This is a genomic window from Archaeoglobus fulgidus DSM 4304 (genome assembly GCF_000008665.1).
GTDB lineage: Archaea > Halobacteriota > Archaeoglobi > Archaeoglobales > Archaeoglobaceae > Archaeoglobus > Archaeoglobus fulgidus.
The window spans coordinates 1,287,436-1,304,372 of the sequence record NC_000917.1; the positions used below are offsets into that span (position 1 = coordinate 1,287,436).

At 50.4% G+C, this 16,937-nt stretch carries 20 protein-coding genes; 5 read left to right on the forward strand and 15 right to left on the reverse strand.

The window, feature by feature from the left end; translation table 11 throughout:
• From AF_RS07195 to AF_RS07210, 4 genes are all read right to left on the reverse strand, one after another.
• Positions 1–735 carry an MIP/aquaporin family protein gene (locus AF_RS07195; RefSeq protein WP_048064390.1) on the reverse strand — a complete coding sequence of 245 codons (735 nt, stop codon included), beginning with the start codon at positions 733–735 and terminating at the stop codon, positions 1–3.
• Between the two features lie 2 nt (positions 736–737).
• Positions 738–947: a DUF2180 family protein gene (locus AF_RS07200; protein WP_048064700.1), complete on the reverse strand. Its 210-nt coding sequence runs from the start codon at positions 945–947 to the stop codon at positions 738–740.
• 29 nt (positions 948–976) lie between these two features.
• Positions 977–2,479, reverse strand: coding sequence for a DUF2193 domain-containing protein (locus AF_RS07205; RefSeq protein ID WP_010878925.1), 1,503 nt, complete (start codon positions 2,477–2,479; stop codon positions 977–979).
• A gap of 143 nt (positions 2,480–2,622) precedes the next feature.
• Positions 2,623–3,276 (reverse strand): helix-turn-helix domain-containing protein, encoded by a 654-nt coding sequence (locus tag AF_RS07210; protein WP_010878926.1) that lies wholly within the window; start codon positions 3,274–3,276, stop codon positions 2,623–2,625.
• A gap of 73 nt (positions 3,277–3,349) precedes the next feature.
• On the opposite strand from AF_RS07210, the gene AF_RS07215 reads away from it, so the two are divergent.
• Complete coding sequence (locus AF_RS07215; RefSeq protein WP_010878927.1) at positions 3,350–3,499, forward strand: 50S ribosomal protein L40e; 150 nt, start codon at positions 3,350–3,352, stop codon at positions 3,497–3,499.
• On the opposite strand, the gene AF_RS07220 is transcribed toward AF_RS07215, so the two are convergent.
• The gene (locus AF_RS07220; protein WP_010878928.1) at positions 3,500–3,979 is read right to left on the reverse strand and encodes a Mut7-C RNAse domain-containing protein; all 480 of its coding nucleotides are present in this window, start codon (positions 3,977–3,979) and stop codon (positions 3,500–3,502) included.
• Positions 3,967–4,470 carry an HD domain-containing protein gene (locus AF_RS07225; RefSeq protein WP_048064391.1) on the reverse strand — a complete coding sequence of 168 codons (504 nt, stop codon included), beginning with the start codon at positions 4,468–4,470 and terminating at the stop codon, positions 3,967–3,969. The genes AF_RS07220 and AF_RS07225 overlap by 13 nt, the downstream gene beginning before the upstream one ends.
• Positions 4,471–4,502: 32 nt before the next feature.
• Here AF_RS07225 and AF_RS07230 point away from each other — a divergent pair, with 32 nt between their 5' ends.
• From AF_RS07230 to rtcA, 3 genes are read left to right on the forward strand one after another with little or no spacing between them, the layout of a single operon-like run.
• Positions 4,503–5,048, forward strand: coding sequence for a DUF99 family protein (locus AF_RS07230; protein ID WP_010878930.1), 546 nt, complete (start codon positions 4,503–4,505; stop codon positions 5,046–5,048).
• A gap of 44 nt (positions 5,049–5,092) precedes the next feature.
• Positions 5,093–5,692, forward strand: a complete 600-nt coding sequence (locus AF_RS07235) for a DUF4203 domain-containing protein (protein WP_010878931.1) — start codon at positions 5,093–5,095, stop codon at positions 5,690–5,692.
• A 30-nt stretch (positions 5,693–5,722) separates the two neighbouring features.
• Positions 5,723–6,709 (forward strand): RNA 3'-terminal phosphate cyclase, encoded by a 987-nt coding sequence (rtcA, locus tag AF_RS07240; protein ID WP_010878932.1) that lies wholly within the window; start codon positions 5,723–5,725, stop codon positions 6,707–6,709.
• On the opposite strand, the gene AF_RS07245 is transcribed toward rtcA, so the two are convergent.
• The 7 genes from AF_RS07245 to fbp are packed head-to-tail and all read right to left on the reverse strand — an operon-like array spanning position 6,702 to position 13,391.
• Positions 6,702–7,364 carry a flavodoxin family protein gene (locus AF_RS07245; RefSeq protein WP_010878933.1) on the reverse strand — a complete coding sequence of 221 codons (663 nt, stop codon included), beginning with the start codon at positions 7,362–7,364 and terminating at the stop codon, positions 6,702–6,704. The two genes, rtcA and AF_RS07245, sit on opposite strands and share 8 nt — an antisense overlap.
• 8 nt (positions 7,365–7,372) lie before the next feature.
• On the reverse strand, positions 7,373–8,299 hold the full coding sequence (locus AF_RS07250) for a hypothetical protein (RefSeq protein ID WP_010878934.1): 927 nt from the start codon (positions 8,297–8,299) through the stop codon (positions 7,373–7,375).
• 21 nt (positions 8,300–8,320) lie between these two features.
• The gene (locus AF_RS07255; protein WP_231487465.1) at positions 8,321–8,698 is read right to left on the reverse strand and encodes a YkgJ family cysteine cluster protein; all 378 of its coding nucleotides are present in this window, start codon (positions 8,696–8,698) and stop codon (positions 8,321–8,323) included.
• Positions 8,695–9,810 (reverse strand): asparagine synthase C-terminal domain-containing protein, encoded by a 1,116-nt coding sequence (locus AF_RS07260; RefSeq protein ID WP_010878936.1) that lies wholly within the window; start codon positions 9,808–9,810, stop codon positions 8,695–8,697. Before AF_RS07260 ends, AF_RS07255 begins: the two co-directional genes overlap by 4 nt.
• 31 nt (positions 9,811–9,841) lie before the next feature.
• Positions 9,842–11,683 (reverse strand): Glu-tRNA(Gln) amidotransferase subunit GatE, encoded by a 1,842-nt coding sequence (gene gatE / locus AF_RS07265; RefSeq protein WP_010878937.1) that lies wholly within the window; start codon positions 11,681–11,683, stop codon positions 9,842–9,844.
• Positions 11,680–12,279, reverse strand: a complete 600-nt coding sequence (locus AF_RS07270) for a hypothetical protein (protein ID WP_010878938.1) — start codon at positions 12,277–12,279, stop codon at positions 11,680–11,682. Before AF_RS07270 ends, gatE begins: the two co-directional genes overlap by 4 nt.
• Positions 12,279–13,391 carry a fructose-1,6-bisphosphate aldolase/phosphatase gene (fbp, locus tag AF_RS07275; RefSeq protein ID WP_010878939.1) on the reverse strand — a complete coding sequence of 371 codons (1,113 nt, stop codon included), beginning with the start codon at positions 13,389–13,391 and terminating at the stop codon, positions 12,279–12,281. Before fbp ends, AF_RS07270 begins: the two co-directional genes overlap by 1 nt.
• A 63-nt stretch (positions 13,392–13,454) precedes the next feature.
• On the opposite strand from fbp, the gene AF_RS07280 reads away from it, so the two are divergent.
• Entirely contained in the window at positions 13,455–14,192 is a 738-nt protein-coding gene (locus tag AF_RS07280) for an ATPase domain-containing protein (protein ID WP_048064392.1), read from the forward strand.
• Here AF_RS07280 and AF_RS07285 read toward each other — a convergent pair.
• Both AF_RS07285 and AF_RS07290 read right to left on the reverse strand, forming a co-directional pair.
• Positions 14,189–15,421: a VWA domain-containing protein gene (locus tag AF_RS07285; RefSeq protein ID WP_010878941.1), complete on the reverse strand. Its 1,233-nt coding sequence runs from the start codon at positions 15,419–15,421 to the stop codon at positions 14,189–14,191. The two genes, AF_RS07280 and AF_RS07285, sit on opposite strands and share 4 nt — an antisense overlap.
• A complete protein-coding gene (locus tag AF_RS07290) occupies positions 15,396–16,817 on the reverse strand; it encodes an ATP-binding protein (RefSeq protein ID WP_048064393.1) in 1,422 nt (473 codons plus the stop codon). Before AF_RS07290 ends, AF_RS07285 begins: the two co-directional genes overlap by 26 nt.
• Between the last annotated feature and the right edge of the window lie 120 nt (positions 16,818–16,937).

A 16,937-nucleotide genomic window follows, 5' to 3' on the forward strand; every position in this document is an offset into this window, starting at 1 on the left:
TTACTCTTTGGCCAGATAGTTGTACAGCCATGCCGCAGCTACAGCACCAACAATCGGCCCGATGACGTAAATCGGGAAGTACTGCCAGAGGTTTATCCCCATCAGCGAGTCTCCAAGGTATGGCCCGAAGGTTCTCGCGGGGTTGAGCGATGAGCCCGTAATGTTACCGATGGTCGTGATGATTCCTCCAACCGTCAGACCTATGACAAGCCCGGCAAATCCCGGAGGGGCGCGCTCGTCAACCGCAACTCCCATTATAACCAGCATCAGCAGGAAAGTTCCGATAGCTTCCGTCAGTATCGCCTGTCCGTAGCCTATTCCCGGAAATGGTGCAGTCGCTCCCAGGCCTCCAACCGTTGCTGCTGCAGGCCCCACACAGGCGAGGAACAGCAGGCTTCCAAGTGCTGCACCAATAAACTGTGCCACTATGTATGGAACCACCTCTCTCCCCGGAAACCTCCCGATGCTCCACAGAGCTATCGTCACTGCCGGATTGATGTGAGCACCGCTGATTCTTCCGAGAGAGTAGATGACTGCTGCAATCGCCAGAGCGAAGGCCATTCCTATGGCGAACCAGTCTCCAAGACCGCCGAGAGCTCCAATGCCGATGTTGAACTCGTTGGGCTTATCTGCCCCATTTGCAATCATCAGCGTAATTACTGCCGCACCAGGGCCAAAGAAGACAAGGATAAAGGTTCCAACAACCTCAGCGGTAAAGCGCTTGGCAAGAGTCATAGTCACTCCTCCTGGTAAGCTTCATGGCAGATAACACACAGAATTCTCGGCACGGTCTTCTTCATCTTCCTTGCGGGGAAGGGATAGTCTCCCTTCCAGAGAGGAACCTCTTCTCTCACAAGATGCTCCATGCAGACTCCCATCCCGCAGACTATGCAGATGGCAACGGCATCAGTATCCTTACCCTGCTCCTTGCAGATGTAGCACTTCATTTTCATCACCTAAAAATAAAAAAAATAGATTAAACTGCCTCTTTCCACTGGCAGTACGCATGTCTGAAGTCAACAAGCGCTGCTGTTGCGCAGTCCTTGCAGACCCTTGCGGGTGATGCTGGACTCTCCTTGTGCAGAGCTATGATGTTGGTCATCATCGTCGCAGTGACGGGCTCGCTCGTCAGCAGACACGGGTAGTCTGCGAGCCTCATCAGGGCGGAGAACCTCACGCTTATTGCGCATCCCGGATAAGCATAGCGCTGCGGGTTCATGAGCACTTCGTTCTCGTGTATCGGGTCGAGGTTAACCTCGAATCCGCCAACCTTCGGAACAAGCTTCGTTTCAACACCATTTCTGTCCCTTCTCGCCTTATCGAGATACTTCCATCCTCTGTAAATCATGTCCATGAAGTCGTGGTTGTGAAGCTCTGCAGCACCACCCCTCGTCGGGTAAAGCTGGACGTAGTTGTGGAACCTCTTAGTCAGCAAATCAACAATCATGGGTGCGTTGAACCCATCAAGCTCAAGGATGTACTCTACCGCTACCGCTCCCGCACCCGTAGCGACGCTGAGGGGCTGGTATTCGCTCTTGAACTTGTCAAGGTTTGCATTCAGCGTTGAGTCCATCACCGCGCTCGTTGCCTCGATGACTGCCATAACAACGTCGTCCTTGCACATGTTGAAGGTTGATTGGGCAATGTGGTGGGCTGCATCTCCTACACAGTATGCTGGCACGGTTACAATGTTCCCGTAGTGCACGCCGTCATCCATTGCCTCCTTTACCGCCCCCTTCATTCTGCTCTTGTACTCAGACATGTACTTTCTCACGTCAAAGCTCTGGTGGCCGTGCTCGTCCATAAGCTTGGCCTGTGCCTCAGTTGGCTGGTCGTATACGAGCTTTATCATCTCAATTTCCTTCTTAATGGCATCGCTCAGCGTTGCACCGTTTTCAATCTCCTTCGCAAACACCTCACCAAAGCCGTAGGAAGTGTTCATGCCCCATGATTTTGAGGCAAGAATTGCCTGAGCGTGCTCCTTGGGAATGTCAACCGTCTTCAAAATCCTGTTCACGATGTTGCTCGTGCTTCCCGGAATAAGGGCAAAGTCAACAACACAAGTCGGGCCGTAAAAGCCTCCGTATCTCCTAACCACCTCAAGACCAATCAGAGCCTCGGCTTTCTCAATTCCCTCGATGAACTTTTCAACGCTCTTCCTAAAGCTCTCGTCCTCCTCATACAGAATCTCCATGATGGCTGGGGTCTGGTAGTGCTCCACGAAGGGGTCGTCCTCTGGCCTTACTGTCTTCGTGAGACTCCTAAGAATTTCGTAGTGCGCGTTTACGCTGTCAACATGCAGCCTTATAACTGCCTTGCTTTGATTTCCAACTGCCTTCATCTGGTTTACTGCATCTACGTAGGGCTTCACGTCGTCTATGACGAACTCTTTTCCTCTCTTCTCCTTAATCACATTCACATCCGCCCACTGGGCGGCCATGGCTTCCTTAACCATTTTCTCAATTACTTCCTCTGCCATGAGGTATAATTGTCATAATCGACCATCACTGTTTTGGCGTACATGTAAGCCCGGCGGGATGGACATCTCCAAAGAATTGAACGACAAATGGTAGGGTAAAAATCGCGGACATGTCCACCGGGTCATAATTAAATCATTATCATTTAAAACAATTCTACCGACTTTTCGAGCTCCTTTTCCTGAATGTACCTCTCTACGAGCTTTGAAATCGCAATTTTAAGGTGCTTGTGTGCAGTGCTCTTCGCAACTCCCAGAGCCATCGCGATGTCGTTAATTGTCACATCCCTTTTTTCCGAGAAGTATCCGAGGTCGTAGGCGATTTTTAAAGCCCTCCTCTGCGCCTCTGTTAGGCCTGCTTTCCTCTCTCCTATGCTTTTTATCTCGATCACCTTCCAGTTTCCAACCTTGTTCAGGTTCTCGTACGCCTTCGGAAGGTAGCTCGTGCTCGGAACTATGATTTCGTAAATCTTGCTTCCGTCTTCAACGAGTATCGGAGTTTTTATAAAGCAGTATGAGCTCTCAAAAGCTTTAATACCTGTTGTATCGCTTACAACTGCGATAAAGCTCGCCTCTATTGGGGTCTTCTCAAGAATCTGAACAAACTTCGTGTTCGGATGTCTCTCAACCTCCTTTATGTAGTCTGTAACATTTTCGGCGTCAACAACTTTAACCAGAAAGAGAGCATCCTCGTCATTCAGGAGTATGTAAGAGATTATTTCAGCCCGTACCGGGCACCTTTTGGTTGCGACAGCAAGGGAGCACCGATGCTGGTCCACCCTGACTTTGAGAAGATACATATATATCGTGATTTTTTCTGCTCATAAACCTTTCTCCAATAAAGTTTAAATAACGCTAAACGCTGCATGAAACATGGCACGATTCCCGGAGGCGGAAGCAAGGCTTTTCAACGTGAAAATCTGCATGAGATGCAACGCTCGGAACCCAATGAAGGCCAGGGTTTGCAGGAAGTGCGGCTACAAGGGACTGAGGCCGAAATCCAAGGAGAGGAAAGGAAGGTAATTAACTTTCAAATTTTCTTAAGAACCTCGTCATGTTCTTCCAGTGTCCCCCCATCCAGTAGAGCTTTCTGCACTTCTCGCAGTACCAGAGTTCAAATTCGAGCATGTCTTCGGACAGCTTTTCCCTCTCAATGACCTCCATTGCCTCCTCCCTGCTCGGCTTTCTCAGCGGAGTGTTGCAGAGGCTGCACCTGTCCATGACAATCTGGAACTTCACACCTCTCTCCATCAGCTCCCTCATCTGCCCCTCTAAGGAGTCAGACCTTATCAGAATGGCTTTTCTCCCCTCCTTAACGCTTTTTCTGTAGAGCTCCCTATCCTTGGTGAGCAGAATCCTATCCCTCAAGTTCCTCAGCATGAACTCATCTTCCTCTTCATCAAATTCAAGCTCGGAAACGCTTACAGTATCGTAGCCTGAGATTCTCAGCCACCGCGTCAGCCTTCCGAGCATTCTGTCGGTCAGAAACTTCATCTCCACCATACCGGATTTTTCCTCTCCATGAGCACTCTGTAAATCTCCTTCGCTGCATCAGTTTTGAGCTCCACGTTCTCGGCAAACCTTATCGCGTAGCTTACCTGCTGCGAGTACTCTACTCCCTGAAACGCAAGCTCAAGCTTGTCCGCATCGCTAACGTAAACTTCAACGTCCGAAAAATCGGGCTTGGATTCCATCCAGGAGAGCTGCTCCTCCCTTGCTCCTTCTTCATCGCAGCTAACGTATCGCCGGGCTATTTTGTGCAAGTCCATCGTCCTCGCCTCGTGCAGGTCGTGGAAAAGGGCGGCGGTTGCTGCCTTGCAGGCCTTCTCGACGCTCTCACCGCTTTTTAATGCGAGGATGAAGGCTATGATTGCCGCTCTGAAGCTGTGCTCCGCGACGCTTTCCGGCAGCCTTATACCGAGCTTCAGCCAGCCCGATCTCGGAGTCAGCTTGAGCGAACCAACCTCGTGAATGAACTTAACGACGTCATCCATAGGCTTAATAATGCACATTGCCAATAAGCTTTATGAAAAAGTGGAGGTTTCTTGGCATCGATGACAGCTTTGACGACAGAAAATGCTGCGTTGTAGGATGCGTTACCTGTGGCGGTTACGTGGAGGGCTTCCTTTACACTGAAATAGATATAGACGGGCTTGATGCTACGGACAAGCTGATTTCAATGGTGAGAAGGTCGAAGTTCAGGGAGCAAATCAAGTGCATTTTTCTGCCGGGAATAACGCTTGGTGGCTTCAACCTCGTTGACATTCAGCGGGTTTACAGAGAAACTAAAATCCCGGTTGTTGTCGTAATGCGCAGAAAGCCCGACATGGAGGAGTTCGATTCCGCAATGAGGAATCTCGAAAATTATGAGCTAAGAAGGAAGATTGTCGAGGTTGCGGGTGAAATTCACAGAATTGGAGATATTTACATTCAAACCGCTGGCCTGACACCTTCAGAAGCTGAAAAGCTTGTTAAAGCATCTCTGATCAAGGGAAACATGCCCGAACCCGTTCGAATATCCCATTTAGTAGCATCCGCAATCATACATGGAGAATCCAGAGGGAAAGCGTGAATGTGATTTGCCAAAGTTTATAAACTTACAGTTGTACTGATGCCATGCAACCAATCGAACTTGCAGAACTGCTCACCAGTCAGGCTGCGGTTCTGACATCTCTGGTTGTTATAGGCCTGATACTCTGCTTTATCGGATACAAGATTTTCAGAGTTTACTCTGCAGTGATAGGACTTTTTATCGGTCAGCTTGTGGGCATCTACATCACTATAAACTACTACGAAAATGCCCTTATAGTTATACTTGCATCGGCTATTGTGGGAGCGTTGCTGTTCGCCCTCATCGATGAGCTTGGGCTTATTGTGACAGGTGCGGCCTTTGGTTACTTCGTAGGAGTTTATCTTCTCCCGGAGTATCAGGTTTACGCCTTCGTGCTTGCAGCATTGTTCGCGCTGATAAACCTGTTTATTGAGAAGCCGCTAACTGTGCTGATCACCTCTGTCATCGGTGCCTCAGCGATCGCCTTAGCCGTGCACATGGGGATAACAGGTACACATATTTACGACATTCTGAACGACCCAAAGAAGGTCTTTGACGCGATATTCTCAAACGCATACTTTGACCTTCTCTGGTTTACGCTTGTGCTGACCGGAATCATCACACAGTACGTTACTTACAAAGAGGAGCGGGAGGAGGAAGAATAACCTTTTTTGCCTGCACTCCAACTAAACTCTGTGATTGAGATAGACGGGAGTTTCGGGGAAGGTGGAGGGCAGATACTTAGAACGGCCGTTGCCCTTTCGTGCGTTACAGGAAAGGCTGTGAGGATTAGAAACATCAGGGCCAACCGTCCCAAGCCCGGACTGGCGGCACAGCACCTTAAGGGGATTGAGGCGGCGAAAATCATCAGCAATGCCGAGGTGGAGGGGCTTCGCATCGGCTCAACTGAAATCGTTTTCAATCCAGGCAGTGTGAGGGGAGGAAATTTCAGAGTTGATATTGGGACGGCGGGGAGCGTTACGCTTATCTTCCAGACAGTGCTTCTCCCGCTTCTGTTTGCCGACAGAGATAGCACTCTCACCGTCACAGGCGGGACGGACGTTGCGTGGGCCCCGCCTGTTGATTACTTCAAAAACGTTACCCTGAGGGCTTTGAGGGAGATGGGGGCTGAGTGCGAGCTTGAAGTTCTGAAAAGGGGCTACTACCCCAAAGGCGGGGGAATGGTGAGGCTGACGGTAAGGCCAGCGGAGATGAAAGGGGTGGTTTACGAAAGGATTGACGAAATTGTGAGGGGCGTAAGCCACTGCCAAAACCTTCCAGGGCATGTTGCAGAGAGGCAGGCAAGCTCCGCCAGGAACTTCTTGGAGGAGAGGGGGATAAGGGCGGAGATAAGAACAGAGGTGCTTAAGGGGCTATCCACGGGAAGCGGGATAGTTCTGTGGAGCGGATACAAGGGGGGTAGTGCTCTGGGGGAGAGGGGGAAGAGGGCAGAAGTTGTTGGCCAGGAGGCTGCGGAGAGTCTCTACAGAGAGCTCATGTCGGACGCGGCTTTTGATGCCCACCTCGCCGACCAGGTTATGCCCTTTGCGGCGATGGCCAGAGGTAGGACAGAGTACACCACAAGCGAGGTTACAATGCATCAGAAGAGCAACGCTTACGTGATAAACACCTTTTTGGGGAAGGTTGTGAAGTTTGAGGGGAACAAAATAATAATTAAATAAATCCTTTTTCCTTCCAGAACTCGTAGTCTGCCTTCATCAGGTGTCCGTAGTTCTTTATCAGAGTCAAAAGCTGTTTTTGAAGCTCCAAATCCTCATCGCTCGGCTCCATTCTGTATTTGCTCTCAAAAGCCTCGGCGATTTTAGAGCCGAGCTGGGAAGCCTTCTTCAAGTCCTCATCTCCAACCTCTCCCGGAATCACGCCGAATCCCACTGCGTAGCCAACTGGCACTATCCCCCAAGCCTTTAGCACCCTGTTCATGTAGCCCGCAACCTCTTCGGGTTTTCCAACTCCTGCATAGACAACGATGCTCCCCCCGTACTTGCCCTTGAGTGTCGGCCTGTGGCCGTAGGGGAGCATTCTGTCGATAAAGGTCTTCATCTGTGCTGTTACGTTGAGATAATAAACAGGAGAGGCAAGGATTACAGCATCGCTCTCCTCAACAAGCCTTTTCAACTCGTCCATGTCGTCTCTCTGCACGCACTCCCCCTTTGCCAGGCATGTGCCGCAACCAGTGCAGTAGTTGATTTTTTTCGAGGAAATGTGCACCTTCTCGACCTCAAACCCGCTATTTTCGAGCTCCTTCAGTGCAGCATCGAGCATTTTGGATGCATTTCCGTACTTTCTCGGTGAGCCGAGAATACCGACAGCCTTCATCGCACCACCTACCCCAGTTCTCCGGCAAGCCCCCTTAGCCTGACCCTCATCCTCTTCGACTTTTCGAGAACTTCGCCAAAATCGGAGTTCTCCATTATATATATTTCGGTTTCGGGAATGCTTACTGCTGAAAGCACTTCAAACGCCCTCTCCTTCCTTTCCATGAACAGCTCAATCACCTTCGCCTCGCTCATGGCGGTTGGGCTGATTATCGCAACATCCGCATGCTTTAGCGCATACTCGTTGCCGTTGAAGGCTATGGCCACTCCTCCTAAGCCCCTCGCAGCCTCAAACATTTTGTAGTCTGATATGCTGTCCCCCACGACCACGGGAAAGTCTATGCCTTTCGACTCACAGTAACCCCTCATAATCTTCGCCTTCTCCCCTGCCCCTACCGCTTTAACGGATTCAACAATTTTTCGAACTTCACTCCTGGAAAAAAGCTCATCGAGTTTTCTGAATAGCTCCTCACCACTTAGCGAGGCTATTACGTCAATGATGCTCAGAAGCTCCTCTCTTAAGCCCTCTGGAACGGCTATGCTGTCAAAGTCCACCTCTGTACCGTGCAGCTCCCCCCTTACTCCAATCATTGACGCCGTCCTCCTTAGGTATTGCGTGTAAGAGGTTGAGATGACTACAGGTGTCCACCTTTCCTGCAGCGTGGCCATCGCCTTCTCAGCATCGGGCACGAATTTCGCCGAAAGCTCAGCAATCCTTTCAACATCTCTGTTTTTCACACCTGCCGCAGCAAGAAACGGCGTGAGGAGCTTGAGAGTGTATCCAGCCTCATATCCCTCTCTCCTGACCTCGTACGCCAAATAGTCGTCGTACTCGCTGAGGTTGCTGAAAAACCTTGCATTGTTGAACACCGCCATGCAGAGTTCGAGGGCGAAGTCCGTTAGTATCCATGGCCCCTCCCAGTCTGTGAAGAACATGCCAAACCTTCGCCTCTGGCTTTATGATTGTTTCTCAAAAAACTCCTTTCCGTAAATCCTCTCAATCAGCTTAAGAAGGCTCTTTCTGACGTTTTCAACATTAACCTCCCTCCATTTTGGGCAGAAGCGGTCAGCGATGACATCCCTCCCATCGAAAACGGCAGGATAGATTCTGCAGCCTTCGGGGCGGTGCTGGTATATTCTGCACCTGTTTTCGGAATCGAGGAAGAAGCATTTTCCGTTTACGTTTCTCAGCCTCACGATTTCTCCGTCTTTAACCGTGAAATCGCTCCGCGAATAGCCCAAAGCTTCTATCCTTGCAATGTCCTCTTCTGTAAGCGGCATCTCCGTCTCGTAGCAGCATTTTCCGCAGAAGGAAGAGCCGTCGAAGCAGTTCACAGACACTTCTTCAGAATTTTCGCTATTCCTGTTGAGTACTGAATCGCCTTCTTGTCCCTCCACGCTATCTCCTCCGGAAGGAATTTCTCGGCAATTTTTCTCAGAATGTACTTCCTGACTACCTTCCCACCCTCCCTTCTGACCTTGTACTCAGGAGGAATTTTCAGGGCCGCATCAATTACATCCCAGCACAAGTAAGGCGTTACCAGCTTGATCTCGTTCTTGTAAGCCAGCTTGCAATCCCTCACGAGATTTGACTCACCAATGGACTTCAAGTCCTTCACCAAGGCGTCCTCAAGCTCGTGCTCACTCAGACCCTCGTACCTTTTGTACCCACCAAAAAGCTCGTCCGCTCCCTGACCGAAAATGATCTCCGTGAAGCCAAGGGATTTGGCGAACTGCATGGTTAGGTAAACCGGAACGGCTATGGAAAGCTGCAGAAAATCGCCCGTCTCTATTGTTTTTCTCACCGTATCCACAACTTCCCTTATCGCACTCTCTCCCACCTTCAGTATTTCAATCTCCTTTCCGAGCATTCTTGCGGCGGTTTTAAGCCACTCCTCCTCTGCATCGCTTGCTGTTACAGAAACGAGTGGGGCATCGTAAAGAGCGGCGAGCAGGGATGAATCAACCCCTCCAGAAAAGGCTATGCACCCAACTCTCGGCTTGTAGCTGCTAAGGGAGTTCAGAATTCTGTCTGCCATTTCGTTAACGTCTTCCCGGCCAACTCTGAAGACGTCCTCGAAGGCATACTTTCTCCTTTCCAGAATTTCGCCGGTATAGTCCATCTTGACCACTTCTCCCGGCATCACCTCGTAAACCTCTCCGTCAATGTAGGATTTGAAGGACGAAATGCTCATGTCGCTGCCGTAGTAGAGGGGCCTCCCGCCGAGCACGTCTCTGGAAAGAAAAATGTGGGACGGGCGGAAGGCAACAACTGAGTAAAAATTTCTGATTTTAAGAGGCATCTCGTCCGCATACTTCAGATTCGGAACCTCTTCCGAGTCGAAGAAGACGTTTCCCTCCTGCCTTGATGGATATCTTGCACTTGCGTAAATTCTGCTCGCTCTTCTGCTTTCTCCGTCGAACTCGGGGAATGCGTATATCGCCACGGATACCCTTCAACTATGAGTTATTAAAAAACTACTGAGAGAGCGCGCTCTTCAGGGCCTTCTTCAGCTTCTCAGCCACCACCTTTCCATCGACCTTGCCCCTGAACTCTTTCATCACGAGTCCCATGAGAGGCTTAAATGCCCCCTCTCCCCTCTCAGCAATCAAATCGGCCTTTTCCTCAATAAGCTTTGCAATGAAGCCGTCGATGTCCTCTGCAGCACCTATTTTCTCCTTCAACTGCCCAGCAGACATTTCCGGATTCTGACAGAGGAGCTTTAAAGCCTCCTCCGCTCCCTCCTTTGCTATGTCCCCTCTAAGAACCATGTCGAGAACTAACCTGTAATGCCTCTCCTCAAGCCTTTCAATTTCTACTCCTTCTCTCCTCAGTGCAGCCGGTGCAAGGTAAAGCACCCTCGCAACAACCGTTGGCTGCAGCTTCTCAGAATACTCCTCAAAAACTCTATAATATGGCGAATCTGCAATCTCCCATGCAAGGTCCTTTGGCAGGAGCTTCTCGTACCTCCTCGCCCTTTCCTCTATTAGCTCTGGAATCTCCACGTTCAGCATCTCCTCGGTCACAACGACGGGAGGCACATCCGTTTCGGGATACATTCTTGCCGCTCCCGGCAATGGGCGGAGGTAAGAGGTCGTCCCATCCTCGTTAGCCTTCCTTGTCTCCTCAGGAACTCCAACAAGGCAGTGTTTTGCCCTCTCTATTATCCTTCTCAAGGCCCTCTCAACTCTCACCGCATCTCCTGCCGCCATTACAACCGCATCGCCGTCTTCAGCGCCCACAGCATCTCTCAGCCTGCTCACCTCTTCCTCGCTTATCCCGTAAGCAGGCAGCTCATCAGTGTGGAATACTCCCCCAAGCCCGTAGGTCTTGGCGATGTCTGCGAACTCCGTTCCGAGCCTCCTTCCGGGCTGGATTTCTCTCCCGACAATTCCTCCAAAACCTCTCAGCAAAATTGCCTTCACCGTCTTGTTTCTGATTATCTTCGACTTCGTGTTGCTGAAAACGTCTGTGACATCAAAAACCTTCTCCTCTACCCTCGCTCCCCTCTGCTTGAGCTCCTCCCTTATTTTGAGAAGGTTGACCTGCCTCAAAACCTCGTATTCAACAATCTTGTCGAGAATGTCGAGTTCCTGCACGCCCTTTATCTCCACCCTCGCCCCATCCCTTATGCTGATGTTTACATCCTGCCTTATCGTCCCCAAGCCCCTCTTAACCTTTCCCGTTGACCTCAAAATCATCCCGAGCCTCGCTGCAACCTTCTTTGCCATTTCTGGCGAATCGATGTCTGGCTCGGTGCCTATCTCAACCAGTGGAATTCCAAGCCTGTCGAGGGAGTAGACAGCATAACCCTCCCCGTCCTCAACTTTCCTGCACGCTTCCTCTTCAAGGCAGAGGGTGGCAACACCCACCCTTTTCCCGTCAACCTCCAGAAAACCACCAAATGCCACCAGAGCCGTCCTCTGAAAGCCCGTTGTGTTGCTCCCGTCGATGACAATTTTTCTCATCACATGCACTTCATCAACTACCTCCATGTTCAGCATTTTCGCAACCTGAATGGCTATAAGCAGAGCCTCTCTGTTTACCTCCCTCGGCGGCTCCTCGTCGGCCTCGACAAGGCATGTGGTGTCATAGTACTTGTAAATAAACCTCCTGCTCCTCTCAACCTCCTCCTTTGCCGCCCTGTCCTCTTCACCAATTTCGCTCCTCTTCAGCCTCAAATACCTGAAAAATTCAAAGTTAGACTCCTCAACCTCCCTCGTTAGGGTAGGGCAGAGGCAGAAGAGCTTGTGCTTTGTGTCGAGCTGCTGGTGAATCTCAATTCCAACCTTAAGTCCCAGCTTCTTGTAATCCATCATCTCACCTTAAGCGTAATCTTTCGGAGGTAGTTCTCACTTCTGACATCCACCACGTAAGCTTCAGGCGCTATTGTGGGAAGATGGTAGCCTGTAAACACCCTCAAAACCTCCCCAGCCTGAATGCTGCACGTCAAAGCGTACGAAATGGGGTCTCTCTTCACCTCCGGATACTCAACCTCCCAGAATTTAACCCCATCCGGCAAAAAAGTTGTGATGATGTCGGGAATGAAAGGCGCACCTATCTTTTCTGCTATCTCCGCCATCACCTCGATGTTCTTGTGCGCAACAACCACGTCAATGCCCCTGAGAAGCTTTCTCAGCTCTGACTCGCTTTCTGGATAAAGGTAGGAGATAACGCAGGAGTCTGAAGACATTGGATGCACTACGTCGTAGTTGTTTGCCTCAAGGGGGTCGATGGTGCAGTCAAGCCTTGAGTCTACTGGAGAAACGTAGTCGGAGATGTACCTGATGCAGCCAACACCGCTCCTCCAGAGTATTTCCATTAGCATCCTGCTGCCAACAACGGCTACGCTGAACTTGCGTAGGTAATCTATTTTCTCCTCCTCGGCCATTCCGTGCCAGAAGATGTGCTTCATCAGACTTCTTCGAACCTCCCCTTCAGCTTTTCAAGAACTTTGGGGAGGGTTGTGTACTCCATATCCTCGCTCGGCAGTCTGTGCGGCTCGAAGGGGCCATGGCGGCGCATGTATTCGGCAATCTCCATTGCCTTCTGCCTCGTGTAGTCGAAGGCCGGGTCGTCGAACATGTCCACCGGGCCAATAATCTTTCCATTGGCAAGCTGGAAGCCTGCGGCTATACAGCGAGGTGGGCCGTCAAAGCGCGTGCATTTGGAGTATTTGAAGGGCACTGGCATGATCGGCCCATTGTGGCTCCCCCTCATCCACCCGCTCACGAGGTGGGGGAAGGCGAAGGGCTCAAGAACCTCTCCAACTGCAGGCAACCCGCTCTGAGCCCTCACCAGTGCAACAGGATCATCCTTACCAACATACTCTCCCGCAACCTCGTAGAGCTTTTCTGTGCTGATTACCGCAACGGGCTCGTCAGCAGGAAGCTTTCCGCCCTCTTTTGGATAGACTCTCTTGATTACAAACCTGCTCTTCCCTCCAATCAGGGCGAGAATGTCGTACATCTCCTCAGGAGTCCTCATGAAAACCCTCTTGCTCTCCTTGATATCCCATATCTCGAATACAAAGCCCTGATGCATTGTGGGGTCTATAACCAGACCAGCGGTGTTGAAGGGGTCAGCGAACATCCTGAAGATTGGCATGTTGAAGGCTCCGGGCTCGGTTTTATCCATCATGAAGGCTATTACTGGCTCCGCCTTTCTTTCTGTGAACTCCATCTCTGCTACTCCTGGCCCCAAGCCTCTGACGTTGCCCGAGAAGGCATCCTTGAGCAAATCCTGTCCCGCACCGTAAAGCTTCAGCTCCTTTGCAATGCCTGCAGCCTTCTCAAAAGTCTCCCATGCGAGCCTGTGGATCTCTTCGCTGTCAACGCCCTTATCGTGGGTCATCAGCAGTTCGAGGTCATCTCCAGCGTTGAATACTCTAAAATCAATAATAAGGCCAGAATCAACAGCGTTTTTCAAATTCTCTTCAGCGGCTTTTTTCAGCTCATCGGGAACCGTTGTGTGCCCAGCGACGCTACCAACATCCGCTTTTATCAGAGAAACGGTTACTTTCCTCATGATAAGATGATGATGCGTAAACAATTTAAACTTTAAGGTTTATGATAGAAAGACGTGATAACTATGCTGGAGCGTGTGCCCACTGGGATACCGGGGTTTGATGAACTTTGCAGTGGTGGATTGTTGAGGGATAGGAGTTACCTTGTTTCCGGCCCGTCGGGTTCCGGCAAAACAATTTTCGCAATGCAGTATCTTGTAAACGGCATAGAGAAGTACAACGAGCCCGGAGTTTTCGTTGCAACAGAAGAAAGACCCCAGCACCTTCGAGAGCACTTTCTGACCTTCGGCTGGGATTTGGAGAAGTACGAAGACGAGAACATGCTTGCAATAGTTGACGCAACTTCAACAAAAATCGGCCTGCCATCGGATGAGAGGTACATAGACGTCAGGCCCTTCGATACCCGCTCTCTCCTTGACCAGATAATCACCATTCAGGACGAGATCGGAGCGAGGAGAGCGGTTGTGGATTCAACAACGTCCATCGGCTTTACGATCTCGGACCCAGCGAAGTTCAGAGTTGAGCTACTGAAGATATCCACGACAATGGAAATTCTCGGCCTCACCTCAATACTGACCTGCGAGGTCGTTGAAGGTGGTGGAGATAAGATTAGCAGATTCGGAGTTGAGAACTTCGTTGTGGAGGGGACGATAGTCCTCTACTACACGAGAATAGAGAACACGAGAGTAAGGAGCATCGAAATCTTCAAAATGAGGGGGACGAACCACAGCAGCAAGATCCATCCGTTCGAGATAACTGAGAACGGGATTGTGGTTTATTCTAAGGAGGAAGTGTTCGCTTAGCGGAAGCGGCTCACCACAAAATTTTTCAGGTTCAACGGGTCGGAGAAGTGGAAAAGGTTTGCGTTTCCACTCAGTTTGGCCATATTCTTGCATAGCTCGAGGAATCTTCCCTCTTTGCCAAACATTATGATCTGAAGCCTTGCGTCAACGTTGCGCATCTTCTCCGCCTCCTTTAAAGCGCATCTCCACGGTGTGAGGTAGGGGTTGTAGCTTGACGTGGGCTCTCCATCTGAAATCAGAAAGACGACACCGGTTCCTGAGCTGCCCTTCAGTATTTTTCTCGCCCTTTTTAGTGCCAGCCCGATGTCCGTCCTTCCTCTTGCCTCAAGGTTGAGAATTTCGCCCTCCTTGATTTCATGCGCCCTGTGGTTGAAGGCTATCACCCTCAGCTCATCGCCGCTTCCAGCTCTTCTTATGGCCTTTCTCAGACAGAGGGCAGCCTCGATCGCCCCAACGATCTTCCTCCCCCTCATCGAATCGCTCACGTCTATCAGCATCACGTAAACGCATTTCTCCGTGTGCTTAGGCTGCCTCGCAACCATCTCGTTTTCGTTGAGCTCGATTTCACCCCTCATCGCGGAGGCAATCAGGCTCTCGACGAGGTCGATGTTGTCGTAGCTGTGTGTGAATGGGTCGTAGTCCACAATCCTCTCGCTGGAAAAGATCGACTGTCCGAGCTTCTCGGTCTCGTGCTCTCCGTAGCTTCTCTTGTCGAGGTTTTGAAGGCTCAGAGAGAGAACTTTCTCAGCCAGAACGCTCTCAGCTTTGGCGGTGTAGTGAATTATCTTTCTGTGAAACCTGGTCTCGACCTTCTCGACGTATCCCATTTCCTGCAGCTCGTCAACAACCTCGTCGAAGAAGTTGTCAACAACCTGGCTCATGCTGAGCTCATCTTTGCTGATATCGCCCTTTTTTAGCATGTCTTTCAGCTCTTCCCACGCCTTCTGCTTTGCCTCTTTAATCTCCTGGTTTTTTTCCACCCAGTGGTTGCTCATGAATCCGAAGGTCTTCATGAGGTCCTTGAAAACGGAGGAGTACATTTCGAAGTCCTTTGCCATCTCAGGCTTCAGGTGCTTTTTGATTAGCTCGGTGACGTCAAAATCTCCCGAGTCTCTGTGGTAGGGATTGAAAATAGAGTAAAGCAGGTCTTCGGCTATCTTCTCCAGCCCGCCCTCGCTCCTCTGGCACAGCCCGCATTCGGGCTTATCTGTCGTAGGCGAGGTACTCATAAACTCCAACCTCTCTTCTCTCCAGCAAGCCCGTACATCTCGCTACTGATTCAAGCGTGATTTCAAGTGCTGAGCTAACCTCCTCCCTTCTCCTGCAGATTGATGACACAAAAGCCCACAGATTCTTGTATTTTTCAATTCCGTTCTCGGAGTAAACGTTAATCTCCCCAATTTCAGATAGCTCCTCCATCATTCCGCCGAATATGCTTCTCGGTATTGCGGCGTAGATTTCCCCGCAGACGGTATCGATTGCATCATTGACAACCTCCCTCACCACTTCGTCCTTGCTAAGCTCTTCCTCGTAATCCACCTCAAACCTGCTCTTTAAAGCAAGGCTGAGATTGGCGAAATCTCTTCCATAGTCCGCGAACATCACCGCTTTCCGGCCATTTCGCATGGCTGAGGCGGCAACGTGATCAAAAGCCTTTATTGTTGCCCTGCAGCTCGGCTCAACCTCAATTCTTGCCGAGTATCTGCAGTTGCTGCTCCTCATGCATCTGACGGCAGAGGCGATTATCTTGAGATGCCACTCTGGAATTATTGAGCCATCCAAGGCCATGTTTCTCAGCCCTATCGCTATCTCGTGCTCTATGCTCTCGGGAGGGCCGATGTCTATCTGCTCCATCCTGTCGAGGAGTGGCTCCTTAATGTCCGAAACTCCCTTGTAGTTTGCAGGGTTAGTTGATGCTATGACGAGCGTGTCGATTTTCATGGGGACTATGTCTCCTTCGGGTGTGGTGACCTGCCTCTCCTCGAGAAGCTCGTGGAGGAGAGTTTGGAGAGCTGAGGGGATTGAACCGAGCTCGTCGAAGTATGCGATGCCCCTGTGTGCCTTGAGAATCCTTCCGGGAGTGAAGACTTCCGGGTGGTCGAGCTCGTAGCCCTCCTTTATTTTCTGAAGGCTGATTCCGCCGATGAGCTGCCTCGTCGTCATCATTGGGTCTCCGGCGATCCTTATCCACTTCTTCGGGACGAAAACGAGCTCAACCTCATCCTCTTCCAAGAGCTTTTTCTTGCAGGAGAAGCACGTCGGCTGCGTCGGGTCGTCGTGAATTCTGCACCCCTTGATGGCGAGGATTTTGTCGGGTAAAAGCTTTGAAATTGCCTTTGAGAAGGTTGTTTTCCCGTAACCCTTTTTCCCCTTGAAAAGGATGTTCGACCCGCTCATCAGGGCTGTTTTGACCATTTCCTTCTCCTTCTCCTTTCCTATTATTTCTTCAAATGGGTCGAGACCTCTTTTCTCAAATTCGAGGAGCTTCTCCCTCACGTATTCGGAAACGCTCTTCGAGTGGTAGTCTATAAGCTCCTTATCCCAGATGTCAACCTCCTCGCCGTTGAGAACGAACCTGGGAGCGTTACTTCTTTTTATTCTTACCTCTTCGAATATGTAGTCCATTGTTGAAATAATTGTTGAAGGTTTATATTTCAGTTTTGGTTGCTTGCTTTTCGTGTGTTTGAGCATTGAGTGTGTACTGGTGAAAGTTTTTAAGAGGGAAAAATCCAATTACTTCGAAGG